Below are 26,667 nucleotides of genomic sequence, written 5' to 3' on the forward strand. Positions count from 1 at the left end.
GCGGCGCGCCGTCGCGCCGCCACCAGCGTTGGAAAATCAGTTTGACGCCTGTCATCAGAAGAGACAGGCCATTTGCCGCAGCCTAACGAGATGGGAACCGGCGGCAACCGAGCGGGTGCGGGGTGTGCGGTAATGCACAGCCCTCTTCGGCCGGCACCGGTTTCCGGCGGCGCCGGCACGCGGCGGCGGCCGCGGTTGTCAGCCGTCCGGGGGATGTGCCGGACCGGGCGTAACCGCCGGTCGGGGGCGTCGTTGAGTGTGATGTCGGAGCGCTGGTCAAGCGCGACGACGGGAGCGGCCGATGCCCTGTCGGTCGAGGGGTGGCGGCGGGGCATCGTGCATAGAGGGGCCGGGCGTGTGAGGGGTGCGTCCGGCCCCTCCCCCGTGCCCGGAGCCGCAGATGCGGCGGGTCAGCCGACCGGCTGGGCCACGTTCTCCCGCACCCATTCGACGATCGACCCGGTGGTCGCGCCGGGGGTGAAGATCTTCGCGACGCCGAGCCGCTCCAGCTCCGGCAGGTCGGCCTCGGGGATGATCCCGCCGCCGAACACCACGATGTCGGTGGCCTCGCGCTCGGCGAGCAGTTCGAGTACGCGCTTGAACAGCGTCATGTGCGCGCCGGAGAGCACGGACAGGCCGACCGCGTCCGCGTCCTCCTGGATGGCGGTCTCCACGATCTGCTCTGGCGTCTGGTGCAGGCCGGTGTAGATGACCTCCATGCCCGCGTCGCGCAGGGCACGCGCGACGACCTTCGCGCCCCGGTCGTGGCCGTCCAGGCCGGGCTTCGCGACGACGACCCGGATACGAGAGCTCATCTGCGCACACCTTTCACCAGGACACTGACCTGAACGAACGGTAACCCGGCGGAGCGGGGGGCGGAAAGCGGGGCCCGGACCGTCCCACGCCCGGGCTACCCTCCTACCGCTCAGGCGCGGACGCGGAAAGCCGGACACCTCCGCCGATCGGTCACTGTCCGCGACGAATGGACAGTCGGAGGCCCATCCGACCGGCGGCACGAGACATGACAAGCCAGGATGGAAACGGACATAACGAATCGCCAGTTCGGCGCTTCGGCTTGTGACAGGAGTGGCAGTTGGCTAACGTGTCCACGGTTGTCATCAGGTCCACGGACGGGTGACGACGCGACACCGGAGGTTCCACCGAGCTTCACCGAACGGTCCGGAGTCGCATCGGATCCCCGACAACGGAGGGTGTGCGTGCGCCAGCGCCTGTCGTCTGAGCCCGATCGCTATCGCGGCCGCCGTCGCGTACCCACCCCCCCGCGGAGCCGCTACGCGGCGGTGGTCACCACCGCGTTCGTCGGCGCCGGCATCGTCGCCATCGGCGCGAACGCCCTTCCTGACGCCAAGAGCGTCAACCCCTCGGTCCTCGACGAGCTCCGGCAGGCCTCGGTCGCCAGCCAGGACGCGGCGGCCCGTGCCGACAGCGCCGACCGCGCGTCCCGGTCCGACCGCACCGACAGCAAGATCACCGAGCAGGACCCGTGGCTCCTGCCGCTGCACGGCTACGACTTCAAGTCCCCCTACGGCATGCGCTGGGGCAAGCTGCACACCGGCATCGACCTGGTTGCGCCGGAGGGCACGCCGTACAAGGCGGTCCACGCCGGGACGGTCACCAAGGCGGGCTGGTTCGGCGGCTACGGCTACGCGGTGATCGTGAAGCACTCCGACGGCACCGAGGCCATCTACGGCCACTCCTCCGCCGTGTCGGTCAAGGAGGGCCAGGAGGTGAAGGCCGGCGACCAGCTCGGCCTGGTCGGCAACACCGGCCACTCCTACGGCTCCCACCTGCACCTGGAGATCCATGTCAAGGGCCAGCCGCAGGACCCGGTGGCGTTCCTCAAGGAGCGCGGAGTGGACATCCAGCTCGAAATCGAAGCGATTTACGGCGACGTAGCCGCCTCCTGACGCTCAGTACGCCCCGTCACCGCCCGGATCACACGATCCGGGCGGTTTCGTTTGGCGGAAGTCTGCCACGTCACACCCGCCGGTGTGAGCGGGACCACATCGGTAGGTGATCGTCTTCGCCGATGAACCGCCCGTCCGGTCCGCAACCGGGCACGCCGCGACGGCCCGCAGCCATTGCTCCGGCCACCCGATACCCGCCACCACCTGCGCCGACACCAGTATTTCGTGGTCACGTGCCCCTCGACTGGTGAAGGATCCCGTGCAGCACAGCAGCCCCACCCCGGACAACGCTCCCGCCCGGCACCGGCGTCCGCGCCGCGCCCGGCGCACCGCATACGTGGTCACCGGCGCGGTGGCCCTGCTCGGCCTCGGCATCGGCGGCGTGGTCACCGTCGCCGACCGGTCCGCGCCGACGCCGGCCGCCGTCGACCTCGGCGTACAGGCCCGCGTCGACGACGCGGCCCGCGCCGACCGCTCGGCCCGCGAACCGATCACCCCGTCCGCCGTCCCCGCCAGCCCCGCGCCGAGCCCGAGCGCGACCACCCCGGCGCCGAAGAAGACGGCCACCGCCAAGCCCAAGCCGAAGAAGACCGTGGCGAAGAAGGCGGTGGCGAAGAAGCCGACCTGGGTCATCCCGATGAAGGGCGCGGACATCACGTCCTGCTACGGGCCCCGCTGGGGCACCCAGCACGCCGGCATCGACTTCGCCATGCCGGCCGGCACCCCGATCCACGCCGCCGCGGCGGGCACCGTGGTCAAGGCCGGCGACGTGGGCGACGGCTACGGCATCTCGGTCTTCATCGACCACCACAACGGCTACCTGACCCACTACGCCCACCAGAGCCGGCTCGCCGTCGCCGTGGGCGACAAGGTCACCGCCGGTCAGGTCATCGGCTACGAAGGCTCCACCGGCGACTCCACCGGCCCGCACCTGCACTTCGAGGTGCACCAGGGCGCCATGTGGAACCAGATCGACCCGGCGCCGTTCCTGCGCGCGCGGGGCATCGACGTGGCCTGCTGACCGCGCCACGACAGGGGCAGGGCCCGGTCCGGCCACGAGCCGGACCGGGCCCGCTCACGCTCAGAGCTTGTCGATCGGGGCGTGCCGCAGCACCAGCCACATCGTCTGGTCGCCGAAGTCGATCTGCGCCCGGGCGCCCGGCCCGGCCCCCTCCACCGCCAGCACCCGGCCCAGGCCGTACCGCTGGTGGTTGACCCGGTCCCCGGCCGAGACCTTCGGGGCCTGCTTCAGCTCACTCGCCGTGGACAGCCGGCTGGCGTCCACGCCCAGCCGCTTCGCCAGCTCGGTCGCCTTCGGCGTGCCGCCGGCGAAGCCGCCGCGGCCCAGGCGGTCCGCCCGGCCGCCGACGCCGCCGCCCCCGCCACCCCACGAGGTGTACGACCCCTCGGTGCGCTCCCAGCGGACCAGCTCCGGCGGCAGCTCCTCCAGGAACCGCGACGGCGGGTTGTACGCGGGCGCGCCCCACGCCGACCGGGTCACCGCGCGGGACAGGTAGAGACGCTGGCGGGCCCGGGTGATGCCCACGTACGCCAGCCGCCGCTCCTCCTCCAGCTCCCGGGTGTCGCCGAGCGAGCGCAGGTGCGGGAAGACGCCGTCCTCCAGGCCGGTCAGGAAGACCACCGGGAACTCCAGGCCCTTGGCCGTGTGCAGCGTCATCAGCGTGACCACGCCCTGGTGGTCCGGGTCGTCGGAGGGGATCTGGTCGGCGTCGGCGACGAGCGCCACCTGCTCCAGGAACCCGGCCAGGGTGGCCCGCTCGTCGTCGGCGCCGAGCGCCTCGATCCGTTCGGTGTACTCCCGGGCGACGCTCACCAGCTCCTGGAGGTTGTCCACCCGGCCGGCGTCCTGCGGGTCGAGGCTCTCCTCCAGCTCGGCCAGGTAGCCCGAGCGGGTCAGCACCGCCTCCAGCACCTCCTCCGGCGTGCCGGTGGCGGCCAGCTCCCGCGCCGCGTCGAGCAGCGCGACGAACTCGGCGATGCCGTTCGCGGCCCGGGTGGAGATGCCGGGTGCGTCCTTGGCCCGGCGCAGCGCGGCGCCGAAGGAGATGCGGTCGCGCGCGGCCAGCGCCTCCACGCACGCCTCGGCCCGCTCGCCGATGCCCCGGCGCGGGGTGTTCAGGATCCGCCGCAGGCTGACCGTGTCGTCGTCGTTCACCACCGCGCGCAGGTACGCGAGCGCGTCGCGGACCTCCTTGCGCTCGTAGAAGCGCACCCCGCCGACCACCTTGTAGGGCAGGCCGACCCGGATGAACACCTCCTCGAACACGCGGGACATGGCGTTGGTGCGGTAGAAGACGGCCACGTCGCCCGGGCGGGTGTCGCCGTCGTCGACCAGCCGGTCGATCTCGCGGGCGACCCAGTCGGCCTCGGCGTGCTCGGTGTCGGCGACGTACCCGACGATCTGCTCCCCGGCCCCGGCGTCGCTCCACAGCCGCTTCGGCTTGCGGGAGGTGTTGCGGTCGATGACCGCGTTCGCCGCGTTGAGGATGGTCTGGGTCGAGCGGTAGTTCTGCTCCAGCAGGATCGTGCGGGCGTCGGTGAAGTCCCGCTCGAACTCCAGGATGTTGCGGATGGTCGCGCCGCGGAACGCGTAGATCGACTGGTCGGCGTCGCCGACCACGCACAGCTCGGCCGGCGGGATCCCCTCGGTGCCGGAGACCAGCTCCTTGATCAGCACGTACTGGGCGTGGTTGGTGTCCTGGTATTCGTCGACCAGCACGTGCCGGAACCGCCGCCGGTAACTCTCCGCCACGTGCGGGTGCGACTGGAGCAGGTGCACCGTGGTCATGATCAGGTCGTCGAAGTCCAGCGCGTGCGCCTCGCGCAGCCGCCGCTGGTAGAGCGTGTACGCCTCGGCCAGCGCCCGCTCGTTCGGCCCCTTGGCCCGGCCGGCGAACTCCTCCGGGTCGACCAGCTCGTTCTTCAGGTTCGACACCTGGGCGGCCAGACCCCGGGCCGGGTAGCGCTTCGGGTCCAGGTCCAGCTCGCGGGCGACCATCTGCATCAGCCGGCGCGAGTCGTCCGCGTCGTAGATCGAGAACGTCGACTTCAGGCCGGCGTGCTCGTGCTCGGCCCGCAGGATGCGTACGCACGCGGAGTGGAACGTCGACACCCACATCATCCGGGCGCGCGGGCCGACGAGCGCGGCCACCCGCTCCTTCATCTCGCCGGCGGCCTTGTTGGTGAAGGTGATCGCGATGATCTCGCCGGGATGCACGTCCCGGGCGGCGAGCAGGTAGGCGATCCGGTTGGTCAGCACCCGGGTCTTGCCGGAGCCGGCGCCGGCCACGATGAGCAGCGGGGAGCCGGCGTGGGTCACCGCGTCCCGCTGGGGGCCGTTCAGGCCGTCGAGGAGGGCCTGCGGGTCCGACCCGGGGGCCCCGGGGCGGCGCGGCGGGGTCGGCCGGGACTCCGGCGCAGGCGGGGACGCGGGGATGTCGAAGAGAGGATGCATCGCAGTCCGAGTCTATGCCGTCGGCCGGACACTTCCCCGCCCGCGCGGCCGGTCGGCGCCCGGCGGCACGTCTCACCTGTTGGTGCGTCTTCTTGCGCGCCCGCCCGGGTGGTCGGCATACTCGACGACGTGTTCGATCAGCGCTTCTACTTTTACTACGGCACCGGGAGTCCGGCAGCCGTGGGTCGCGCCTGATCACAGACCTACGAAACGCCCCGGGCTCGGAGAGCCCGGGGCGTTTCCGTCCCGGGATCCGGGTACCGGGCCCGAGCCCCGAGAGGGACGACGATGATGACTGACGTGGTGGAGTCCAGCGGCAGCCCGGCGCGCAACGGCCGGCCGACCGACGCCGACCCGAGCGGCGCCGCGGCGTCCCGGACCGGCACCGACGACGCGACGGCCGCCGAGCGGATCGGTGAGATCCGGCGGCGGATCGACGAGATCGACAGCACGCTCATCGCGCTCTGGCAGGAGCGGGCCGCGCTCTCCCAGGAGGTCGGCGCGACCCGGATGGCCTCCGGTGGGACCCGGCTCGTGCTCTCCCGCGAACGGGAGATCCTGGAGCGGTTCCGGGCCGAGCTCGGCGCGGACGGCACCCAGCTCGCGCTCCTGCTGCTGCGCGCCGGTCGCGGCCCGCTGTGACGCCGTGACGCCCCCGGATACGACGAACCGCCTGCCGGCGTCGAGTTGACGGCGGCAGGCGGTCCGGTTCGGGTCAGGCCGCGTCGTGGGTGACGACGATCTCCCGCTTCTCCGCGAAGTGGCAGGCGCTCGGGTGGTCCGAGCCCGGCCGGATCTGGAGCAGCGGCACCTCCTGGGCGCAGACGTCCTGCGCCTTCCAGCACCGGGTCCGGAACCGGCAGCCCGAAGGCGGGCTGACCGGCGAGGGGACGTCGCCCTGGAGCCGGATGATCGCCTTGCTCTCGCGCACCGTCGGGTCGGGCACCGGCACCGCCGACAGCAGCGCCTGGGTGTACGGGTGGGTCGGACGCTCGTAGATCTCGTCCTCGGTGCCGATCTCCACCATCTTGCCCAGGTACATCACCGCGACCCGGTCGGAGAGGTGACGCACCACCGACAGGTCGTGGGCGATGAAGACGTACGACAGGCCGAACTCGCCCTGGAGCTTCTCCAGCAGGTTCATCACCTGCGCCTGGATGGAGACGTCCAACGCCGACACCGGCTCGTCGCAGACGATCACCTCGGGCCGCAGCGCCAGCGCCCGGGCGATGCCGATGCGCTGCCGCTGGCCGCCGGAGAACTGGTGCGGGTACCGGTTGATGTGCTCCGGGTTGAGGCCGACCAGGTCGAGCAGCTCCTTGACCTTGGTGCGCCGGCTGCCGCGCGGAGCCACCTCGGGGTGGATCTCGAACGGCTCGCCGATCAGGTCACCCACCGTCATCCGGGGGTTGAGCGATGTGTACGGGTCCTGCATCACCAGCTGGATCTGCCGGCGCAGCCGCCGCAGCGCGCCACCGGAGAGCTTGGAGATGTCCTGGCCCTTGTAGAGCACCTGGCCGCCGGTCGGCTTCTCCAGGTTCATCAGCACCCGGGCCAGCGTGGACTTGCCACAGCCGGACTCGCCGACCACGCCGAGCGTCTCGCCGGCCTTGAGGTCGAAGGAGACGCCGTCGACCGCCTTGACGTGGCCGATGGTCTTCTTGAACACCACGCCCCGGGTCACGGGGTAGTGCTTGACCAGGTCACGAACCTCGATGATGTTCTCAGTCACGGTTCACCAGTTCCTCGGCGAAGTGGCAGGCGCTGGCCCGGCCGTTGCCCAGTTGCAGCAGCGGCGGGACCTTCTCCCGGCACACCGGCTGCGCCATCGGGCAGCGCGGGTTGAACGCGCAGCCCGGCGGGATGTTCATCAGGTTCGGCGGGAGGCCCTTGATCGTGCGGAGCTCCTGGCCCTTCTCGTCCATCCGCGGGATCGAGTTGAGCAGGCCGAGCGTGTACGGGTGGGCCGGCTTGCGGTACAGGTCGTAGACGTCGGCTTCCTCGACGATCCGGCCGGCGTACATGACCGCGATCCGGTCCGCGACGTCGGCGACCACGCCGAGGTCGTGGGTGATCAGGATCATGCCCATCTGCCGTTCCCGCTGGAGCTCACCGAGCAGGTCCATGATCTGGGCCTGCACGGTCACGTCCAGGGCGGTGGTCGGCTCGTCGGCGATCAGCACCTCGGGGTCCAGCGCCAGCGACATGGCGATCATGGCGCGCTGCCGCATACCGCCGGAGAACTGGTGCGGGTAGTTGCTGAACCGGCCCTTGGCGTTGGGGATCTTCACCTGGTCGAGCATCTCGATCGCGCGCTTCTTGGCGTCCGAGCGGCTCATGCCGCGCCGGATGCGGAACTGCTCGGCGATCTGGAAGCCGACTGTGAAAACCGGGTTGAGGGCCGAGAGCGAGTCCTGGAAGATCATGGCGATGCCCTCGCCCCGGATCCGCCGCCGCTGCTCGGGGGACATGGTGAGCATGTCCTTGCCGTGGAAGCGGACCTGGCCGCCGGTGACGAACCCGGGCGGGGTGTCCAGGATGCCCATGATGGTCTGCGCGGTGACGCTCTTGCCGGAGCCCGATTCGCCGAGCACGGCGAGGGTCTCCCCCGCGTCGACGTGGTACGTGACTCCGTTGATGACCTTGGCGACGCCGTCCCGGGTACGGAACTCCACCCGAAGGTCGTCGACCTCGAGCAGCCGGCCCGAGGGGCGACCGGATCCGTCGGCGCCCGGCGCGGACTGCTCGGACACGAGAATGTCGGACAACTCAGTTCCCCTATCGAAGCTTCGGGTCGAGGGCCTCGCGGACCGCCTCGCCGAGCATGACGAAGCTCAGCACTGCGGCGACGAGGAACGCGGAGGGGAAGAACAGCAGGTACGGCGAGACCCGGATGTAGTTCTGCGCCTCGCTGATCATGATGCCCCAGGAGACGACCGGGCTCTTCAGGCCGATGCCCAGGAACGAGAGCGTGGCCTCCGCGCCGATGAACGAGCCGACCATGATCGTGCCGTAGACCAGAAGCGGGGCCAGGCAGTTCGGCAGCAGGTGCTTGAGGATGATCCGGCCGGTGCTGGCGCCGAGCGCGCGGGCCGCGACGATGTAGTCGGCCTCCTTGGTGGCGAGCACCGAGGAGCGCATCAGCCGCATCACCACCGGCCAGCTCAGCACGCTCAGGGACAGGATGACCAGGCCCATGATCGTCCACTCGCCGTTGTCGGTGCCGGAGCCGTTGAACGTGGTCAGGATGACGATCGAGCCGAGCACGAACGGCAGGCCGAAGAAGATGTCCGCGACACGGGACAGCAGCGCGTCCACCCAGCCGCCGCGGTAGCCGGCGATGATGCCCATCGTGCCGCCGACGAGCAGCGTCAGGACGGTGGAGACCACTGCCACCACGATCGAGGCGCGGGCGCCGTAGATGACCCGGGCGTAGACGTCGCGGCCCTGCACGTCGTAGCCGAACCAGGCGGCCGACGACGGCTCGACCCGGCTGCGGTCCAGCGAGCCGTTGACCGCGTCGCCGGAGGTGAACAGCCACGGGAAGGCCGCCATCACGAGGAAGATCAGGATGATCGTCGCCGAGATCCAGAACAGCGGCTTGCGGCGCAGGTCGATCCAGGCGTCACCGAGCAGGCCACGCGGCTTGTTCTGCTTCGCGCTCTCCGGCAGGCCCGCGTTGGTGGGCGCGCCCGACCCCGCCTCGGTGGGCATGGTCGCGGGCGGCGTCGACACGATCGACGCGGTATTCGGGTCACTCATGCCCGTACCTCGCTGCGCTCGGCGCGGGCGTGGTTACCCGCGCAGACTGCTGGGACGTTTCGTACGCTGCGGCGGTCACTCATAGCGGATCCTCGGGTCGAGGGCGGCGTAGAGCAGGTCCACCACCAGGTTCATGATGAGATAGACGAGCACCAACACCACGACGATGCCGACAACGGTAGCGCTCTCCTTGGTGACGATCGAGCGGAGCACCTGACGGCCGATGCCGTTGATGCCGAAGATGCCCTCCGTCACGATCGCGCCACCCATCAGCGCGCCGAGGTCGGTGCCGAGCAGGGTGACCACCGGGATGAGCGAGTTGCGCAGCAGGTGCACGCCGACCACGCGGCGCATCGGGAGGCCCTTGGCGATCGCGGTGCGGACGTAGTCGGCACGCCGGTTCTCGGCGATGCTCGTACGCGCCACCCGGGCGATGTACGCCATCGATGCGCTTCCGAGCACGAAGCCCGGCACGATCAGTTCACTGAACCGCATCTCGTTGGACACGGTCGGGTTGATGATGCCCCACTTCACACCGAGCAGCCACTGCAGCACGAAGCCGATGACGAAGACCGGGAGGGCGATCAGGAAGAGGGTGGAGACCAGGACCAGGTTGTCCAGGAAGCCGTTGCGCCGCAGGCCGGTGAGGATGCCGGCGCCGAGACCGATCACGGCCTCGATGGCGAGGGCGACCACCGCCAGCTTCAGGGTGTTCGGGTACGACGTGGCGATGATGTCGCTGATCTCGCGACCGCCGAACGTGATACCGAAGTCACCCTGCAGAAGGTTCTTCATGTAGCTGGCGTACTGCACCCAGATCGACTCGTCGAGGTTGTACTTCTCGGTCATCATGGCGCGGTAGTTCGGCGGGCAACCGCGGTCGCCGCACTTGCCGGCGAAGGGGTCACCGGGCACTGACCAGACGAGCCAGTAGATCAGGAACGTCGTACCGATGAACACCGGCACGAGTTGCAGCAGCCGTCTCAAGAGATAACGGCCCATGGGGTGGTCCTCCAGACAGGGAGCGCCGGGGCGGGCCGGCGCGGCGGCGACAACGTTGCGAGGGGTTCGTTGTACACCCCCTCGCGGAACGGCCCCGGGTCGGGCTCACCGGTAGGCGAGCCCGACCCGGGGTCAGAGCGTTCGGATCAGAGCTCGACCGAGGTGATGTCGAGCTCGCCGACGTTGGTCAGCTCGAGCTTCTTGATCTTCTCCGAGTGGCCGGACTGCTGGCCACCGAAGTAGATCGGCATCGACGGAACGTCCTGGTCGATCAGCTTGACGGCCTCAGCGAACTTCTTGTGGGCCTCCTCGATGCTGGGGGCCGCGGTGGCCTCCTTCGAGAGGGCGTCCACCTGCGGGTTGCTGTACTTGCCGTCGTTCGAGGAACCACCGGTGACGTAGAGCGGGTTGATCCAGTTCTCCACGTCCGGGTAGTCCTGCTGCCAGCCGGCCCGGTACGCGCCGGTCATCTTGTAGGCGTTGATGTTGGCGCGGAAGACCGCGAAGGTCGGCACGCCGACGGCGACCGCGTCGATGCCCAGGTTGGTCTTGATCTGCTGGGCGACGGCCTCCATCCACTCCTTGTGGCTGGCGTCCGCGTTGTACGACAGGGTCAGCTTGCCCTGGAAGCCACCGGACTCGGCGTAGAGCTTCTTGGCCTCGGCCACGTCGAACTTGCAGGCGGTGCAGTTGCCCGGCTCGGCGCCCGGGGTCAGCGGGTTGGCCCAGCTGTCGGCCGGCTTACGGGTACCGAAGAAGATCTTGTCGGTGATCGCCTGCCGGTCGATGGACAGCGAGATCGCCTTGCGCAGCTTCGGGTTCTGGAAGCGCTTGTCGTAGATCGGGAAGGCGATGATGCCGGTCGACGGGGTGGTCGAGGACATGGCCCGCTCGGCCAGGTCGGTCTTCCACTTGTCACCGGCCAGCGCGGAGACCGGAACCTGCTGCTGGAAGTCCAGGTTGCCGGCGAGCAGGTCGTTGTAGGCCGCCGTGTCGTCCTGGTAGATCTTGACGGTGACGTCCTTGATCTTCATCTTGTCGCGCAGGCTGTAGTCGTCGAAGCGGGTCAGCTTGATCTCGACGTCGTCCTGCCAGGAGACGAGCTTGACCGGGCCGTTACCGATCGGCTTCTTGCCGAACTCCGCCGGGGTGGTGGAGAAGAAGGCGTCCGGCAGCGGCACGAAGGCGCTGTAGCCGAGCTTGGTCGGGAACACGGCGGTCGGCGCGTTCAGCGTGACCTCGAAGTTCCAGTCGTCGACGACCTTGAGGCCGGACATGTCCTTGGCCTTGGGCTCCGGGGCCTTCTGCGGGCCGTCCGGGCCGTCCGGGTCCTCGGTGTAGACCTCGTCGAAGCCCTGGATGTCGGAGAAGAAGGAGGCGTTCTGCGCGCCGTTCGGGCCGTACGCCGCCCAGTTCCAGGCCTTGACGAAGCTCTCGGCCTTGACGGTGGTGCCGTCGTGGAACTTGGTGTTCTGCTTGATCTTGATCTTGAAGACCTTCGAGTCGCTCGTCTCGATCGACTCGGCGAGCAGGTTCTGCGGCGCCCCACCGTTGTTGGGGTACTCGACCAGACCGCTCCACATCCAGTCGATGATCGCGCCGCCACCGGTCTCGGTGGTGTTCGCCGGAACCAGGGGGTTCTCCGGCTGGGTACCGTCGATGACGATCGCGCCGTCCGAGCTGGCGCCGGCGTCGCCACCGTCGTTGTTCCCGCTGGAGCAGCCGGACGCGACGAGCGCGAATGCCGCGCCCACCGCGAGCGCGCCGCTCGCCCGCTTCGAGACTCTCATTCCGAGGGGCCTCCTCTTTCTTAACCTGGTTCCGTCGTGGGTTTCACGCACGTTTGGGGGTGACACCACCGGCGACCCGGACAAGCCGGACGTCGGTTTACCGCAGAGGATTTCGGGACACCCCAGGGGTACCGATCCGCCGGGCGCCACACCTTGGACGTGGGCACCGCGCAGGGTCGACAACCACGCGGCGACGCTGGTGGCGGCGTCCACGTGGTCGGCAGGCCCGACGAGATGCCTCACACCGGGGGGTGAGGTGCTGCCACTGTGACACCCACCGGCCCTTTCCGTGAAGGTGCCGTTATCAAGACGTTAGTTGCCCGCCACGTTGCCGATACTTGAGAAAAGATCACAAAGCGTACGGACGATAGGGCCCTGAACAGGCAAGACGGGCACATGGAGGTTGACGGGCATCCCTGCCGCCCGCATGCGCTGTGACGTGGACCGCGCCCGCTCCGGGCCGTCAACGGGCGCACGGCTGCGGCTTTTTTGTCCGTCCGGAGGATACCGACGTCGACTGTGCGGACAACAACGACCCCCCGGGGGGACGATGCCTCCCAGGGGGTCGCCGAGCGACGTGAGCTCAGACCAGGCGGCGGTCGGCAGCCCAGCGGGACAGCTCGTACCGGTTCGACATCTGGAGCTTGCGCAGGACGTTGGAGACGTGCGTCTCGACCGTCTTGATCGAGATGTACAGCTCCTTGGCGATTTCCTTGTAGGCGTACCCGCGGGCGAGCAGCCGGAGCACCTCGCGCTCCCGGTTGGTGAGCTGGTCCAGCTCGGGGTCGGCCACCGGCGCGTCCGGCCGGGACGCGAACGCGTCAAGCACGAACCCGGCCAGCCGGGGGCTGAACACGGCGTCGCCGTCGGCCACCCGGCGGATCGCGTCGGTCAGCTCCTCCGGGGAGATCGTCTTGGTGACGTAGCCCCGCGCGCCGGCCCGGATCAGCCCGATCACGTCCTCGGCGGCGTCGGACACGCTCAGCGCGAGGAACCGCACCTGTGGGTGGGTACGCCGCATCGCCTCCAGCACCGCGCGGCCGCCGCCGTCGGGCATGTGCACGTCGAGCAGCACCACGTCCGGCGCGGTGGCCGCGATCCGGGTCACCGCCTCGGCCACCGAGCTGGCCTCGCCGACCACCTCGACCCGCGCGCCCAGCTCGGCGCGCACGCCGGCCCGGAACATCGCGTGGTCGTCGACGAGGAAGACCCGCAGCGGCCCGCGCGGCGCCGTGCCCTCGACCGGTTCCTGCTCGGACATGTCACCTGTCCCTTTCCGCCGTGGAGCCGGAGCCGCTGATCGGCAGGATCAGCCGGACCTCGGTCCCTTCTCCCGGCTCGGACCGGATCTCCGCCCGGCCGCCGTGCCGCTTCATCCGCCCGATGATCGATCCTCGGACGCCGTGCCGGTGATTCTCCACCGTATCCGGGTCGAAGCCCTTGCCCCGGTCCCGGACGAAGACGCTCACCTGCTCCGGCTCCACCTCGGCGTAGAGCGACACGGTCTGCACACCGGCGTGCCGGGCCGCGTTGACCAGGGCCTCCCGGGCGGCGGCCACGAGCGCGCCGACCCGCTCGTCGGTCTCCCGGTCGCCGACGACCACCGCCTCGACAGTGATGGCGAACGTGTCCTCCACCTCGGCGGCGGCCTGCTCCAGCGCGGCCGCGAACCGCTCGGTCGGCGAGGCGGTCGGCTTGTAGAGCCAGTTGCGCAGCGAGCGCTCCTGGCCACGGGCCAGCCGCTGCACCGTCTTGACGTCGCTGGCGTTGCGCTGGATCAGGGCCAGCGTGTGCAGCACCTGGTCGTGGACCATGGCGGCCAGCTCGGCCCGCTCCTGCTCGCGAATGCGTCCCTCCCGCTCCGAGCGGAGCTGGTTCCAGGTCCGCCAGAGCACCGGGCCGGTCACCACGCCGACGCCGGCCAGCCCGACCAGCGCGAAGATCACGCCGTTGAGCACCGCGTCGAAGTTCTGCGCCGGCGAGTAGACGGCCGCCACGCCGATGATGCCGACCGCGACGAGCACGCCGCCGCCGATGAAGCGCAGCACGAACGCGCGCCGGTCGGTCTCTTCCACCACCGCGCCCAGCCAGGGCACCGCCGCGTCGCCCCACTGCCGGCGCCGCTCCGGCCCGGACTGGTGCCAGATGACGCCCGCGCCGACCGCGATGATCGCCACCAGCCAGCCGGCGGTGCCGGCCGCGCCCACCGAGTTGAAGGCGAAGACCTGCAACAGCAGTACGCCCAGCCCGATCGCCACGAACGGCAGCAGCTGGGCCAGGTCACGGCGCGGCGGGACGGCGGTGTCGCCGGGGCGGGGTGGCACCACCGCCCAGAAGGCGGCGTAGAGCAGCAGCCCGAGGCCGCTGAGCCCGAGCAGGACCATGAACGCCATCCGCACCCGCAGCACCGGGATGCCCAGGTGCTCGGCGATGCCCGCGGCCACCCCGGCGGCCAGCCGGTGCTCGGTGGCCCGGTAGAGGCGCGGGGCGTGCGGGGCAGGGGTGCTGCTGATCGGAAACTCCCAGGTCGAGATGGAGAGGGCGGCGGCGCCGACGCTCAGATCGTCACACGGCGGCGACGTCCCGGACCACGGGGACGCCCCGGACTTTCGCCACCGGCGGATCTCAGGGTGGGGTCAGGGTCGGGTCCTGAGGCAGTCCGGGCGGCCGGGCAAGCAGTATCGGAGGCATGACCGAGGACGCTGCCCGTCCGCCCCGCCCCTGGGCGGCAGCACAGGACGCCCCGCCGCCGCCCCCACCGGGGTCGGCGCCCCCCACCGACCACGCGACCACGCCGCCCGGCGGCGGCGCGCCGTTCACCGGCCCGCCACCCGGGGGGTACGCCCCGCCGCCCGGCGCCGCCGGCTTCACCACCCGGTACGGGCTGGTGCGCCCCCGCGAGGGCCGCTACCTGGCCGGGGTGTGCGCCGCCATCGGCCGGGCCACGAACACCGACCCGGTGCTGTGGCGCGTGCTGCTGGCCGTGCTCGGCTTCTTCGGTGGCATCGGCATCATCGTGTACGTCGCCGGCTGGCTGATCATCCCCGGCGAGGGCGACACCGCTTCCCCGGTGGAGGCCATGCTCGGCCGCGGCCGGTCCAGCATGTCCCCGATCACCGTGATCGTGCTCGGCATCGTGGTGGCGCTCGGCTTCGCCTACGTCGTCACCGACGGGTTCCGGGCCATCCTGCTGGGCGCGGTGATCCTGATCGGCGGCGCGCTGCTGCTCAACCGCGAGCAGCGCGGCCCGGGGCAGCGGCCGGCTCAGCCGGCACCGCCGCCCGGCCCGGTGCCGGGTCCGGTGCCGCCGGTGGCCTGGCCCGCGCCGCCGGCCCCGGGCACGTGGACCGCGGGGGCCGCCGGGCCGCCGTGGACCGCCGCGCCGCCGGTCGGTACCACGCCACCGGTACGCCCCGAAGCAGCGTCGTACGCCGCCCACGCCGAGCCCGGCTACCCGCCGGCCGGCCGCACCGAGCCGGGCTATCCCCCGGCGCCCGCCTCCGAGCCCGGCTACCAACCGGCGTCCCCGTCCGGCCCGGGCCACCCGGCGACGCCGGGACGCGAGCCGGGCCTCCCGGAGGCCGGGACGAGCTACCCGACGCTCCCGGCGCCGGGCTGGCCCGCCGCGGCCGGCACCCGGCCGGGCTGGTCCGAGCCGACGACCGCCGCGATGCCCCCGGTGAGCGGTCCGGTCGCGGACACCGCCACCTGGCCGGCCTACGGCGCGGCGCCCTCCTGGCCGGGTGCGCCGGGCACCGGCGCCCCGCTGGGTGAGCCGGCCGCCGTGCCGCCCCCCGCGCCGGTGGGCTCGCCGCTGCCGCCCGGCGGATACCGCCCGCCGTTCGCCCCGCACGGCCCGTACGCCGGGTCGCCGCCCTCGCCACCGTCGGGCCGGCCGCCGCGACCGCCGAAGCGGCCCAAGGAGCGGTCCCCGCTCGGCGCGATCACGTTCTCGCTGATCTTCCTGGCGCTGGGCGTGGTGGCCATGCTCGACCTGCTCGACGTCTTCCCGGTCGGCGCCGCCGGCTACTTCGCCGCGGTGCTCGCCACCATCGGCCTCGGCCTGCTCGTGGGCACCTGGTTCGGCCGGGCCCGCTGGCTCATCGCCCTCGGCCTGGTGACCGCGGCGGCGCTCGGCATCGCCACCGTCGCCGAGTCCTACGACCGGGTGCGCGGCATCGACGGCAACGTCACCTGGGCGCCGACCGACCTGCGCGACCTGGCCGACCGGTACGAGAACAACCTCGGTGACGCCGTGCTCGACCTGCGTGGGATCAACTTCGACAAGCAGGACGTGCAGGTGACCCTCGACGTGAACCTCGGCAACGCCACAGTGGTCGTACCGCCGGACGTGGACGTGACAACCGTCGCCGAGGTGAACGCCGGTGACGCCTCGGTCTTCGGCAAGCGCAGCGGCGGGCTCGGCAACCGCCAGTGGGAGAGCACCGACACCGGCGCCGACGGCCCCGGCGGGGGCAAGCTGCGCCTCTACATCCACGTGAACGCCGGCAAGCTGGAGGTGACCCGATGAAGGCGCACCGCACCGACATCGTGTCGTTCGCTTTCGGACTCGTCTTCCTCGGCCTGTCCGTCTGGTGGCTGCTGGCCCGCATCCTCGGGCTGTCCGTACCTCCGGTCGGCTGGTTCCTGGCCGGCGGCCTGGTCCTGATCGGGTTGCTCGGGCTGATCGGCGCGCTGCGCTCGGGGCGGGCCGCGGAGCAGCCCGCCCCGCCGGAGGCGACGGTCTCCGCGCCGTACCGGGACGACAGCCCGGCCGGCGACGGCGAGACGACGTCCGACGTGGCCGACGAGTGGGCCACCGAGGCGACGACCGACGACGCGGGGCCCGCCACCCGCGAGATGCCGGCGGTGGACCCGCCGGCGGACGAGACACGCGAGGAACGGCGTACGCCGGGCGACCCGGCCTGACCGCGCCACTGCGGGGCCCTCGGAACGCGGCCTATGCTGGTCGGCGGAGATCTCGCCTCCGCCGGCCGGCCCGCGCACCCGACCACGCCGGAGCCGCCGGTCGGGTCGCCGGAGAGCCGCCGCCCGTCCGTCCGCTACCTCGTCAGGAGCCCGCCCGACATGACCCAGTCCCCCGCCGTGCGCGTCACCGGTCCCTCCGGTGCGGTCCGCATCGGCGAGCGCGCCGCCCGCACGCTCGTCAGCGAGTTCGCCCGGCGTAACGACCCGAAGGCCGGCCTGCTGGTCGGCGCGACTCCGGAGTCCGCGGTGCTGGCCGCGGCGATCGAGGCGCTGCTACCCGGCGACCGGCTCACAGTGGTGCCGGCGGAGGGCGCCGCGGCGGCCGCGCTGCGGGAGCACGTCACCGCGCAGGGCCGTTGGGTCGCCGACCGGGTACGGGTGGTCGACACCCTCGCCGAGGCGGACGCCGCCGCCGTGGTGGTCGTCGCCGAGCCGTTCACCGGCACCGCCGAGCAGGCGCGTGCCGCTGTGGACGGGCTGACGAAATACCTGGCCGACGGCGCGGTGCTGAGCGTCGCCGCGCCGCTGTTCCGCACCGAGGGCGCGGACGGCGAACTGGACCGGCAGGGCGTGCTGCACGGCGTCCGCACCGACCTGGTGCTGCGCAACACCCCGCCGGTACGCGTGCACCACCTGCGGTTCACCCCGGCGCCGGTCGCGCTCGCGGCCTCGCTGTCCCCGGCGTACCGGCCGTCGAGCGTGCCGCTGACCCGGGGCATGCACATCGACTCGAACGGGGTGGCCGCCGCCGGCATCACGCTCGGCCTGGCCGCCCTGGCCCGGGCCGCCCGCCCTAAGTCGAAGCTCTGGCTGCTGCCGGCGCTGGCCGCCGCGCCGGTGGCCGCGTTCTTCCGGGACCCGGAGCGGGACGTGCCGGAGGACCCGTCGGCAGTGGTCGCCTCGGCGGACGGCCAGGTGCTCTCCGTGCAGCGCCTGCAGGACGAGCGCTTCGGCGACGGTGAGTGGCTGCGGATCGCGGTGTTCCTGTCCGTGCTGGACGTGCACGTCAACCGCGCCCCGGTGGCCGGCAAGGTGGTCGACTACTTCGTCGCCGACGGCGGGTTCGTCAACGCCATGAAGCCTGATGCCGAGCACAACGTGGCGGCGTACACGGTGCTGGACACCGACCACGGCACCGTGGTCGTGGCGCAGCGCACCGGGCTGATCGCCCGCCGGATCGTGCAGCGGGCGCCGGTCGGTTCGCTGCTGGCCCGGGGTGAGCGCTTCGGCCTGATCCGGTTCGGCTCGCGTACCGACGTCTACCTGCCGGCCGACGCGGCGGACCCGCTGGTCGGTCCGGGCGACAAGGTGGTCGGCGGCGCGACGGTGATCGCCCGCTGGCGCTGAACGCCGGACACGAAGAAGGGGCGCCGCTGCGGCGGCGCCCCTTCTGTCGTTCTCGGATCAGGGGGTACGGCGCTGGTGCAGCCAGAGCAGCGGCCCGCTGACCAGGTAGCCCACCACCACGAGGGCGAACGTGAGCCGGATGTCGACGAGCGCGCCGATCACCGGGGCCAGCCAGAGCCACGGCGGCAGCTTCAGCAGCCGGGCGAGCTTGGCGTACGGGAAGCTCGACACCATGGCGAAGGCGAGCAGCGCCACGCCGGCCACCATCACCAGGCCGGGTACCGGCACGCCGATGGCCACGGTCAGGGCCAGCACTGCCGCCGCCATGGTGGTCGGCACACCGCAGAAGAAGCGGCCGTCCTTCGGCGAGACGTTGAACCGGGCGAGCCGGATCGCCGCGCAGGCGGCGACGAGCGCGCAGGAGACCGCGGCGGCCGCCGGGGGCACCGAACCGGCCAGCGAGGCGTAGACCACCACCGGCGCGGCGAGGCCGAAGGAGCACATGTCGGCGAGCGAGTCCATCTGCGCGCCGAACGGGCTGGCCACGCCGAGCTTGCGGGCCAGCGCGCCGTCGAGGCCGTCGAACGCGACGCACGCGATCAGGCAGATCGCGGCGATCTGCACGTCACCGCGCATGGCCAGGAAGATGGCCAGCATGCCGAGCATGAGGCTGCTCAGCGTGCACGCGTTGACGAGCGCGAACTTGACCCGGCGGGCGGCGGTGCGCTCACCCGGCAGGAGCGGGATCGACATCGCCGATGACTCGTCGTCGACCGGGGCGGCCGGGGCGAGCGCCGGGCTGACCGGGCGTACCACCTCGATGTCGGTGTCGAGCCGGCCGTAGCGGAGACGCTGGCGGTCTGCGTAACGGTGGTCGGGGGTGACCAGGTCGGTCCCCGGAACGGCCGCGCCGTCCCGGCGGCCCACCCGGACCAGCAGCACCTGGCGGGCGAACGTGCTGCTGCGGCGCAACCGGCCCGCCCAGCGACGCCCTGCGGGGCGCGGACTGTCAGTCGTACGACGCCGGCGCCATGGGGCTCTCGGCACGTTTCCTCCATCACCGGATCGGCTGGCCGCCCTCGACGGGGCGGGTGTCCGGCTGTCTCGTGCCGGACCTTTCGGGTCCGGCAGCCCTTTTGCGGAGTACACCATTGCACAGGGAACAGGGGCTTGGCGATAGCTGCCGGCGGTACTTATATCTCCCTTAACCGCACGAACCGCTCAATCATTCCCATCTCGGGCTTCAACGTCCGTTTTTGTCGGCCAACCCTTCCTTCCGACTGTACCGGAGGTCACCCAGGGCGGCTCGGCGAGCGATTCACCTCACCCGCTGCCCGGTGGCGCGGGCCGCCACGTCGGTCATCGACAGGCCGCCGACCTGCTCCGGCGCGAACCAGGCCGCCCGGGCGGTGGAGCCACCGGCCAGCTCGGTCACCACCGCCTCGGTCGGCGCGTCCACGCGTACCCGGTAGATCACCCGGATGCCGTGCCAGTCCAGCGGCCGGCCCTCCGGGCCGAGCGCGGCCGGGTTGTGCAGGTTGTCCACCGCCATCAGGTCGACCACCCGGCCCAGCTGTCCGGCCTCCTCGACCAGCTCACGCAGCAGCCCGGTGGCCGGCTGCTCGCCGTGGTCGGTGCCGCCGCCGGGCAGGTGCCAGCGGCCCGCGCCCGGGTAGCCGTCGGCGATCATGGTGAGCAGCACCCGGTCGGCCGGATCGGTGACCAGCCCGTACGCGGCGAAGCGCTGCCGTCGGTCGACGGCCGGCCCGGCCGGGTCGACGGGCAGCCCGCGGGGCATGTCGGCCGGCAGCGGAGTCACCGGCAGGCCGAGCAGCTCGGCGGTGAACACCATCAGCGGGAGGCTCGCCGCCTCCTCCGGGGTGAACCAGCCCACCTCGTCGGTGCCGCCGGCGGGCTCGGGTCGCAGCCGCCCGCCGCGCGCCTCGACGTCGAAGATCAGCCGGTCGGTGTGCATCGCGACGTTCTCGGCGCGGAACGCGGTCACGTCGGCGACGGCGGCCCGGATCGCGCCGGGCGCGACGGTCAGCCCGGTCTCCTCGGCGAACTCGCGGACCACCGCGTCGGCCGGGTGTTCCGCGTGCTCGACGCCGCCGCCGGGCAGCTGCCACACCCCCGGGTACGGGCACTGCGCCGAGCCACGCGCCAGCAGCACCCGCCCCTCGGAGTCCCGCAGCATCCCGTACGCCCCGACCCGCCGCTGCTGCTCCACCCGCACCACTCCCCCGCACCCGAGCGCCCCACTCCGTCGATCATGAGGTTAGCGGTACCGGGGCGGACATTTCCCGCCGTCAACTTCATGATCGCCGGAGTGGGGCGCGGGTGTGAGCGGGTCGGGTGGGTCTAGAGGAGATGGGCGGCCTGGACCGCCTCGGCAGTCACCTCGGTGAGGCGGTCGGTGGGCAGGGCGCCGAGTTCCTCGCGCCGGAACCAGCGGGCTTCGCAGGTGGAGCCGCCGACGTCGGCCACCGTGGGCGGCGCCGGCTGGTCGACCACAACCCGGTAGAAGGCGCGTACGCCGTGCCAGTCGATCGGGTAGCCCTCCGGGCCGAGCGAGGCGGCGTCCCGGTGGCTGGCCACGCCGAGCAGCTCGACCAGGCGGCCGGTCTGCCCGGTCTCCTCGACCAGCTCCCGGATCAGCGCCGCGCCCGGCTGCTCGCCGTAGTCGGTGCCGCCACCGGGCAGGTGCCAGCAACCGGCGCCCGGGTAGCCGTCGGACACCCGGGTCAGCAGCACGCGCTCCTCCGGGTCGGTCACCACCGCGTACGCGGCGAAGCGCTGCGCCCGGTGCAGCCCGTCCGGGCCGGGCACGGCGTAGAACGAGGGGAACTCGGGCACCTCCTCCGGCACGATGTCGTCGGTGGAGGTGGGCAGGCCCAGCGCACGCGCGGTGAACGACCGCAGCGGCAGCTCCCGGGCCTCGTCGAGGGTGAACCAGCGGGCCAGGTCGGTCGGGCGGTCGATCCGCTCGGTGAGCGTCCCGCCGCGTACCGAGACGGTGTAGAGGAGGCGGTCGGTGTGGATCGTGATGCGCCGCTCGGGCAGGGCCCGCATGTCGGCGAGCACGTCCTGGAGGCCGGCGACGGCGACCGAGAGCCCGGTCTCGGCCGCGGTCTCCCGGACGACTGTGTGCTTGGGGTCCTCACCGTGGTCGACCGCTCCTCCGGGGAGCGACCAGGTGCCGGGGGTGCCGGAGCGCTCCGATGCGCGGACCAGCAACACTCGGCCGTTTGAATCAGCACAAACTGCGTATGCCGCGATCCTGCGGAGCGGCTCCAGCGAGGTGGTCACGGGATCAAATTCTCCCCGGAGCGGGTTACCGGGATCGAAAAGAGTCAGATTCCTGACTCTTCGCTGGCGTCTCAGGGACGCATCAGGGTAGGGCTCCGGGCGGTCACCGAGGTCGCCCGCCGCGGCGCGCGGGACCGTGGAGACATGACCTCTCCGAATCCCTCCCACGCCCCGTACAAGCAGCTCCGCCGCCCGGTCAGCGACCGCATGATCGCCGGCGTGGCGAGCGGCCTCGGCCGCTACTTCGCCGCCGACCCCACACTGATCCGGGTGATCTTCGCGACCGCCACGGTGCTCACCGGCGGGCTCGCCGCGCTCGCGTACCCGATCATGTGGTTCCTGATGCCCGAGGAGCCGGCCGGCGCGCCCGCCTGGCCGCACCCGCCGGGCACCGCGCCCGGGTGGCCGCCGGTCCCGCCGACCGGGCCGGACGCCGGACCGCCGCCCGCGGCCTGAGCGGCGTCACTCCCACTCGATGGTGCCCGGCGGCTTGCTCGTCACGTCCAGGACCACGCGGTTGACCTCGGCGACCTCGTTCGTGATCCGGGTGGAGATCCGGGCCACCACGTCGTAGGGCAGCCGGGACCAGTCGGCGGTCATCGCGTCCTCGCTGGAGACCGGGCGTAGCACCACCGGGTGACCGTAGGTGCGCCCGTCACCCTGCACCCCGACGCTGCGGACGTCGGCCAGCAGCACCACCGGGAACTGCCAGACGCCCCGGTCCAGGCCGGCAGTGGTCAGCTCCTGCCGGGCGATCAGGTCGGCCTTGCGGAGCACGGCGAGACGCTCCTCGTCGACCGCGCCGATGATCCGGATGGCCAGGCCCGGGCCGGGGAACGGGTGCCGCCAGATCATCGCCTCGGGCAGGCCCAGCTCCAGGCCGATCGTGCGAACCTCGTCCTTGAACAGCGTGCGCAGCGGCTCGACCAGTGAGAACTTCAGGTCCTCGGGGAGGCCGCCGACGTTGTGGTGGCTCTTGATGTTGGCGGTGCCGGTGCCGCCGCCGGACTCCACCACGTCCGGGTAGAGCGTGCCCTGCACCAGGTATTCCACGTCGCCGTGCGCCGCGATCTCCCGGGCGGCGGCCTCGAAGACCCGGATGAACTCCCGGCCGATGATCTTGCGCTTCTGCTCCGGGTCGGTCACCCCGGCCAGCGCGCCGAGGAACCGCTCCCGGGCGTCGACCACCTTCAGCTTGATGCCGGTGGCGGCGACGTAGTCCTTCTCGACCTGCTCGGCCTCACCGGCCCGCAGCAGGCCGTGGTCCACGAACACGCAGGTGAGCTGGTCGCCCACGGCACGGTGCACGAGCGCCGCGGCGACCGCCGAGTCGACGCCGCCGGAGAGACCGCAGATGACCTCCTTGTCGCCGATCTGCTCGCGGATCCGGGCGACCTGCTCGTCGATGATGTTCGACGGCGTCCACGTCGGTTCGATGCCGGCGATGTCGTACAGGAAGCGGGTGAGCATCTCCTGGCCGTGCGCGGTGTGCCCGACCTCCGGGTGGAACTGCACGCCGGCGCGGCGGCCGGCCAGGTCCTCGAACGCGGCGACCGGGGCGCCCGCCGACTCGGCGGTGACGGTGAAGCCCTCCGGCGCCTCGGTGACGCAGTCGCCGTGGCTCATCCAGACCGGCAGGTCGGCCGGGAGGTCGCGCAGCAGCACACCGGGCTCGGTCAGGCGCGGGCGCAGCGGGGTGCCGCCGTACTCGCGGTTGCCGGTGCGCGCGACGGTGCCACCGAGCGCCTGGGCCATGGCCTGGAAGCCGTAGCAGATGCCGAAGACCGGCACGTCGGCGGTGAACACGCCGGCGTCGATCTGCGGCGCGTCCGGCGCGTACACGCTGGCCGGACCGCCGGACAGGATGATCGCGGCGGGGTTCTTCACCAGCATCTCGGACACCGGCATGGAGTGCGGGACGATCTCCGAGTAGACCTTCGCCTCGCGGACGCGGCGCGCGATGAGCTGGGCGTACTGGGCTCCGAAGTCCACCACGAGGACGGGGCGAGGCGTGCTCATGTGCGCAAAGCCTACCGACAGTCACCGGGCGCGCGGACGCGCCCCGGCGGTGTGGCGGGGTGAATGTGTTAACAGGGGCCCCTTCCTCTACCGGAGGCGTTAAGAAGGGGCCCTTCCTTTCACCGCAGGGCGGCGGGGGCGTGCGCGGGGACGGCGGGCCGCCGCGGCGGGACCGGCGCGACCCGGGTGTACGGCGACCCGAGCGCCGGGCGCGGGTCCGCCTCGTCCTTGTTCGGCCAGTACGACATGGCCCGCTCGGCCTGCGCGGTGATCGTCAGCGACGGGTTGACGCCCAGGTTCGCCGAGACCGCCGCGCCGTCCACCACGTGCAGCCCCGGGTGGCCGTACACCCGGTGCCAGGGGTCGATGACGCCCTCGTCCGGGGAGGCGCCGATGACCGCGCCGCCGAGGATGTGCGCGGTGACCGGGATGTTGAACGGCTCGGTGACCGCCCCGCCCGGGGTGCCGCCGATCTCCTCGGCGAGCAGCCGGGCCGCCGTGTTGCCGGCCGGGATCCAGGTCGGGTTGGGCGCGCCGTGGCCGGGGCCGGAGACCAGCCGGCCCCGGCGGTAGCGGGTGGTCAGCGAGTTGTCGACCGACTGCATGACGAGCGCGATCACGGTGCGCTCGGACCAGCGGCGTACGGACAGCATCCGCGCCGCCAGCAGGGGCTGCCGGACGATGCTGCCCAGCCAGCGCCGGGCGCGGCGGGGACCGCCGTCGACGAGCAGCGACTGGAGCAGGCCCATCGCGTTGGAGCCCTTGCCGTACCGGACCGGCTCGATGTGGGTCTGCGGGTCGGGGTGGAACGAGCTGGTGATCGCCACCCCCTCGGTGAAGTCGAGGCCGCGCTTCCGGGCCGCGCCGGGCGCCACCGAGGCGCCGAGGATGGCCTCGGAGTTGGTGCGGGTCAGCTCGCCGAGGCGGGGCGAGAGCGCCGGCAGCGCGCCGGTCGCCTTCATCTCGTGCAGCAGCCGCTGGGTGCCGAGCGCGCCGGCCGCGAAGACGACCTGGTCGGCGTGGATCACCTCGCGCCGCTTGCGCAGCCAGGCGCCGGTGCGTTCGGTGTGCACCGCGTACCCGCCGGCCGGGTCGGGGCGCACGGCGGTCACGGTGGTCAGCGGGTGCACCTGCACGCCGAGCCGCTCGGCCAGCCAGAGGTAGTTCTTCACGAGCGTGTTCTTGGCGCCGTGCCGGCAGCCGGTCATGCACGACCCGCAGTGGCTGCACCCGGTGCGGTCCGGGCCGGCCCCGCCGAAGTACGGGTCGGCCACCCGCTCGCCCGGCCGCCCGATGTGCACGCCGACCGGCGTCGGGTGGTAGGTGTGCGCCACCCCCATCCGCTCGGCCACCGCGCGGACGGCCCGGTCCGCGCGGGTGTCGATCGGGTACGTGGTGACGCCGAGCATCCGCTTCGCCTGGTCGTAGTGGCGGGCCAGCTCGTCGTGCCAGTCGGTGATGTCGCGCCACTGCGGGTCGGCGTAGAACGCGTCGAGCGGCTCGTAGAGCGTGTTCGCGTAGACGAGCGAGCCGCCGCCCACCCCGGCGCCGGAGAGCACGAGCACGCCGCCGCCGGCCTTGCGGTCGGCCGAGCGCAGCAGCGTGATCCGCTGGAGCCCGAAGCAGCCGAGCCGGGGCGCCCAGAGGAACCGTCGCGCCCGCCAGGACGTACGCGGGAACTCGTCGTCGGCGAAGCGCCGCCCGGCCTCCAGGACGCCGACCGAGTAACCCTTCTCGGCCAGCCGCAGCGCGGTGACGCTGCCGCCGAACCCGGACCCGATGACGACCACGTCGTAGCGCATGGACGCATCATTACCGACGAGTAGCTATAGCGCCAACGAGACCTTTTCGCACATCATGCAGAGCGCTCGATCGCCGGGATTCCCACCACTGCAACCTCTGGGCCCTCCTGGCGCGTCGAATCACACGGGGAGGCACGAACGTGACGAGACGACGCCTGCTGGGCCTGGCCGCGCTGGTGGCCGCGCTGCTGGTCGCCACCGGAGCGGTGGTGACCACCCGGCTGGTGGCGAACCGTCCGGCCGCCCCGGCCGCCGGCCCGAGCACCACGCCACCGGCCTCGCCGACGCCCGCCCCGACCACCGCCAGCCCGACGCCGCCGCCCGGCGCCGACCTGAAAGGCCCGCTCAACCTGCTGCTCGTCGGCGTCGACACCCGGGTCAGCATCCCCGGCTGGGAGCCGCACGCCGACGCCGTGCTGCTGCTGCACGTACCCGCCGGGCTGGACCGGGCGTACCTGTTCTCGCTCCCCCGCGACCTGGTGGTGGACATCCCCGCCTACCCGAAGGCGCGCTACCCGGGCGGCCGGACCAAGCTCACCCACGCGATGAGCTACGGCAGCCGGGTGCCGGGCGACAAGGCCAACCCCAGCACCGCCCAGGGGTACGAGCTGCTGCGCACCACCGTCTCCCGCTACACCGGGCTGCGCATCGACGCCGGCGCGGTGATCACGTTCGGCGGCTTCGACAAGCTGGTGGACACGCTCGGCGGGGTGGACCTCTACGTCGACCAGCGGGTCGCCTCCCGGCACCGCCGCCCCGACGGCACCATGCGGACGCTGACCGGCGGCGGCTACACCGGGCCGCAGATGGTCTACGAGACGGGCACCCGCCACCTGACCGGCTGGCAGGCGCTGGACTACGCGCGGCAGCGCTACACCGCGGGCGGCGACTACACCCGGCAGCGGCACCAGCAGCAACTGCTCCGGGCGCTGGCCCGCAAGATCGTCGACCAGGGCACCGCGCGCGACCCGCAGCGGGTCGAGCAGGTGGTCGCCGCGCTCGGCAAGACCCTGGTGTACGCCGGAGGCGGCCGCGACCTGGTCGACTTCGCGTACGCCCTCGGTGGCCTGCCGGCCGACCGGCTCACGCTCGTCGTGCTGCCCGGCGCCGGGGTGAGCAGCGGCGGCGCGTACCGGGGCGAGCAGCTCAAGCCGCTGGGCCGCGACTTCCTCACCGCGCTGCGCGACGGGCGGGCCGACGCCTTCCTGACCGCCCACCCGTCGCTGCGCGTCAAGAACTGAGGA

General features: G+C 72.1%; 22 protein-coding genes. 8 read left to right on the plus strand and 14 right to left on the minus strand.

The annotated features are described in order from the left end of the window. Positions 1–410: 410 nt before the first annotated feature. Positions 411–815 carry a cobalamin B12-binding domain-containing protein gene (locus J3R08_RS27065; protein WP_030501512.1) on the minus strand — a complete coding sequence of 135 codons (405 nt, stop codon included), beginning with the start codon at positions 813–815 and terminating at the stop codon, positions 411–413. 402 nt (positions 816–1,217) lie between these two features. Between J3R08_RS27065 and J3R08_RS27070 the strand changes: the two genes are divergently transcribed. Continuing rightward, positions 1,218–1,928 carry a M23 family metallopeptidase gene (locus tag J3R08_RS27070; RefSeq protein WP_043328356.1) on the plus strand — a complete coding sequence of 237 codons (711 nt, stop codon included), beginning with the start codon at positions 1,218–1,220 and terminating at the stop codon, positions 1,926–1,928. Between the two features lie 259 nt (positions 1,929–2,187). Next, positions 2,188–2,949 carry a M23 family metallopeptidase gene (locus tag J3R08_RS27075; protein WP_176722804.1) on the plus strand — a complete coding sequence of 254 codons (762 nt, stop codon included), beginning with the start codon at positions 2,188–2,190 and terminating at the stop codon, positions 2,947–2,949. A 60-nt stretch (positions 2,950–3,009) separates the two neighbouring features. Here the strand turns inward: J3R08_RS27075 and pcrA are convergent, their stop codons facing one another. Further along, positions 3,010–5,403 carry a DNA helicase PcrA gene (pcrA, locus tag J3R08_RS27080; protein WP_043328353.1) on the minus strand — a complete coding sequence of 798 codons (2,394 nt, stop codon included), beginning with the start codon at positions 5,401–5,403 and terminating at the stop codon, positions 3,010–3,012. A gap of 288 nt (positions 5,404–5,691) precedes the next feature. On the opposite strand from pcrA, the gene J3R08_RS27085 reads away from it, so the two are divergent. Further along, positions 5,692–6,045 (plus strand): chorismate mutase, encoded by a 354-nt coding sequence (locus tag J3R08_RS27085; protein ID WP_064446565.1) that lies wholly within the window; start codon positions 5,692–5,694, stop codon positions 6,043–6,045. 73 nt (positions 6,046–6,118) lie between these two features. Here J3R08_RS27085 and J3R08_RS27090 read toward each other — a convergent pair whose 3' ends face one another. The 7 genes from J3R08_RS27090 to J3R08_RS27120 all read right to left on the minus strand — a co-directional run bounded on the left by J3R08_RS27090 (position 6,119) and on the right by J3R08_RS27120 (position 14,491). After that, positions 6,119–7,135, minus strand: coding sequence for an ABC transporter ATP-binding protein (locus tag J3R08_RS27090; RefSeq protein ID WP_043328351.1), 1,017 nt, complete (start codon positions 7,133–7,135; stop codon positions 6,119–6,121). After that, positions 7,128–8,156 carry an ABC transporter ATP-binding protein gene (locus J3R08_RS27095; protein ID WP_043328350.1) on the minus strand — a complete coding sequence of 343 codons (1,029 nt, stop codon included), beginning with the start codon at positions 8,154–8,156 and terminating at the stop codon, positions 7,128–7,130. Before J3R08_RS27095 ends, J3R08_RS27090 begins: the two co-directional genes overlap by 8 nt. Before the next feature lie 25 nt (positions 8,157–8,181). Then, positions 8,182–9,165, minus strand: coding sequence for an ABC transporter permease (locus tag J3R08_RS27100; RefSeq protein WP_043328349.1), 984 nt, complete (start codon positions 9,163–9,165; stop codon positions 8,182–8,184). 75 nt (positions 9,166–9,240) lie between these two features. Then, the gene (locus tag J3R08_RS27105) at positions 9,241–10,167 is read right to left on the minus strand and encodes an ABC transporter permease (RefSeq protein ID WP_013288523.1); all 927 of its coding nucleotides are present in this window, start codon (positions 10,165–10,167) and stop codon (positions 9,241–9,243) included. Between the two features lie 146 nt (positions 10,168–10,313). After that, on the minus strand, positions 10,314–11,957 hold the full coding sequence (locus J3R08_RS27110; protein WP_043328348.1) for an ABC transporter substrate-binding protein: 1,644 nt from the start codon (positions 11,955–11,957) through the stop codon (positions 10,314–10,316). A 583-nt stretch (positions 11,958–12,540) separates the two neighbouring features. After that, entirely contained in the window at positions 12,541–13,218 is a 678-nt protein-coding gene (locus J3R08_RS27115; RefSeq protein ID WP_030501521.1) for a response regulator transcription factor, read from the minus strand. Position 13,219: 1 nt separating this feature from the next. Further along, positions 13,220–14,491, minus strand: coding sequence for an ATP-binding protein (locus tag J3R08_RS27120; protein WP_084213052.1), 1,272 nt, complete (start codon positions 14,489–14,491; stop codon positions 13,220–13,222). Positions 14,492–14,646: 155 nt separating this feature from the next. On the opposite strand from J3R08_RS27120, the gene J3R08_RS27125 reads away from it, so the two are divergent. The 3 genes from J3R08_RS27125 (at position 14,647) to J3R08_RS27135 (ending at position 18,293) form a co-directional block, all read left to right on the plus strand. Beyond that, a complete protein-coding gene (locus J3R08_RS27125; RefSeq protein ID WP_209963201.1) occupies positions 14,647–16,488 on the plus strand; it encodes a PspC domain-containing protein in 1,842 nt (613 codons plus the stop codon). Further along, positions 16,485–16,886 (plus strand): hypothetical protein, encoded by a 402-nt coding sequence (locus tag J3R08_RS27130; protein WP_043328346.1) that lies wholly within the window; start codon positions 16,485–16,487, stop codon positions 16,884–16,886. The genes J3R08_RS27125 and J3R08_RS27130 overlap by 4 nt, the downstream gene beginning before the upstream one ends. 159 nt (positions 16,887–17,045) lie before the next feature. Continuing rightward, positions 17,046–18,293: a phosphatidylserine decarboxylase gene (locus J3R08_RS27135; protein WP_043330939.1), complete on the plus strand. Its 1,248-nt coding sequence runs from the start codon at positions 17,046–17,048 to the stop codon at positions 18,291–18,293. A gap of 57 nt (positions 18,294–18,350) precedes the next feature. On the opposite strand, the gene J3R08_RS27140 is transcribed toward J3R08_RS27135, so the two are convergent. From J3R08_RS27140 to J3R08_RS27150, 3 genes are all read right to left on the minus strand, one after another. Further along, the gene (locus J3R08_RS27140) at positions 18,351–19,265 is read right to left on the minus strand and encodes a phosphatidylcholine/phosphatidylserine synthase (RefSeq protein WP_209963202.1); all 915 of its coding nucleotides are present in this window, start codon (positions 19,263–19,265) and stop codon (positions 18,351–18,353) included. A 346-nt stretch (positions 19,266–19,611) separates the two neighbouring features. Further along, complete coding sequence (locus J3R08_RS27145) at positions 19,612–20,523, minus strand: NUDIX hydrolase (protein WP_209963205.1); 912 nt, start codon at positions 20,521–20,523, stop codon at positions 19,612–19,614. Positions 20,524–20,654: 131 nt separating this feature from the next. Next, positions 20,655–21,602: an NUDIX domain-containing protein gene (locus J3R08_RS27150; protein ID WP_043328344.1), complete on the minus strand. Its 948-nt coding sequence runs from the start codon at positions 21,600–21,602 to the stop codon at positions 20,655–20,657. Positions 21,603–21,746: 144 nt separating this feature from the next. Between J3R08_RS27150 and J3R08_RS27155 the strand changes: the two genes are divergently transcribed. Continuing rightward, on the plus strand, positions 21,747–22,058 hold the full coding sequence (locus J3R08_RS27155) for a PspC domain-containing protein (RefSeq protein WP_043328343.1): 312 nt from the start codon (positions 21,747–21,749) through the stop codon (positions 22,056–22,058). Positions 22,059–22,064: 6 nt separating this feature from the next. Here J3R08_RS27155 and guaA read toward each other — a convergent pair whose 3' ends face one another. Both guaA and J3R08_RS27165 read right to left on the minus strand, forming a co-directional pair. Then, positions 22,065–23,621 (minus strand): glutamine-hydrolyzing GMP synthase, encoded by a 1,557-nt coding sequence (guaA, locus tag J3R08_RS27160; protein WP_064446570.1) that lies wholly within the window; start codon positions 23,619–23,621, stop codon positions 22,065–22,067. Positions 23,622–23,740: 119 nt separating this feature from the next. Continuing rightward, entirely contained in the window at positions 23,741–25,423 is a 1,683-nt protein-coding gene (locus tag J3R08_RS27165; protein ID WP_209963209.1) for an FAD-dependent oxidoreductase, read from the minus strand. Between the two features lie 140 nt (positions 25,424–25,563). Between J3R08_RS27165 and J3R08_RS27170 the strand changes: the two genes are divergently transcribed. Further along, a complete protein-coding gene (locus tag J3R08_RS27170) occupies positions 25,564–26,664 on the plus strand; it encodes an LCP family protein (RefSeq protein WP_209963212.1) in 1,101 nt (366 codons plus the stop codon). Positions 26,665–26,667: the final 3 nt, after the last annotated feature.

The organism is Micromonospora sp. HB375, assembly GCF_017872985.1.
In the GTDB taxonomy this organism is placed as follows: domain Bacteria; phylum Actinomycetota; class Actinomycetes; order Mycobacteriales; family Micromonosporaceae; genus Micromonospora; species Micromonospora chalcea.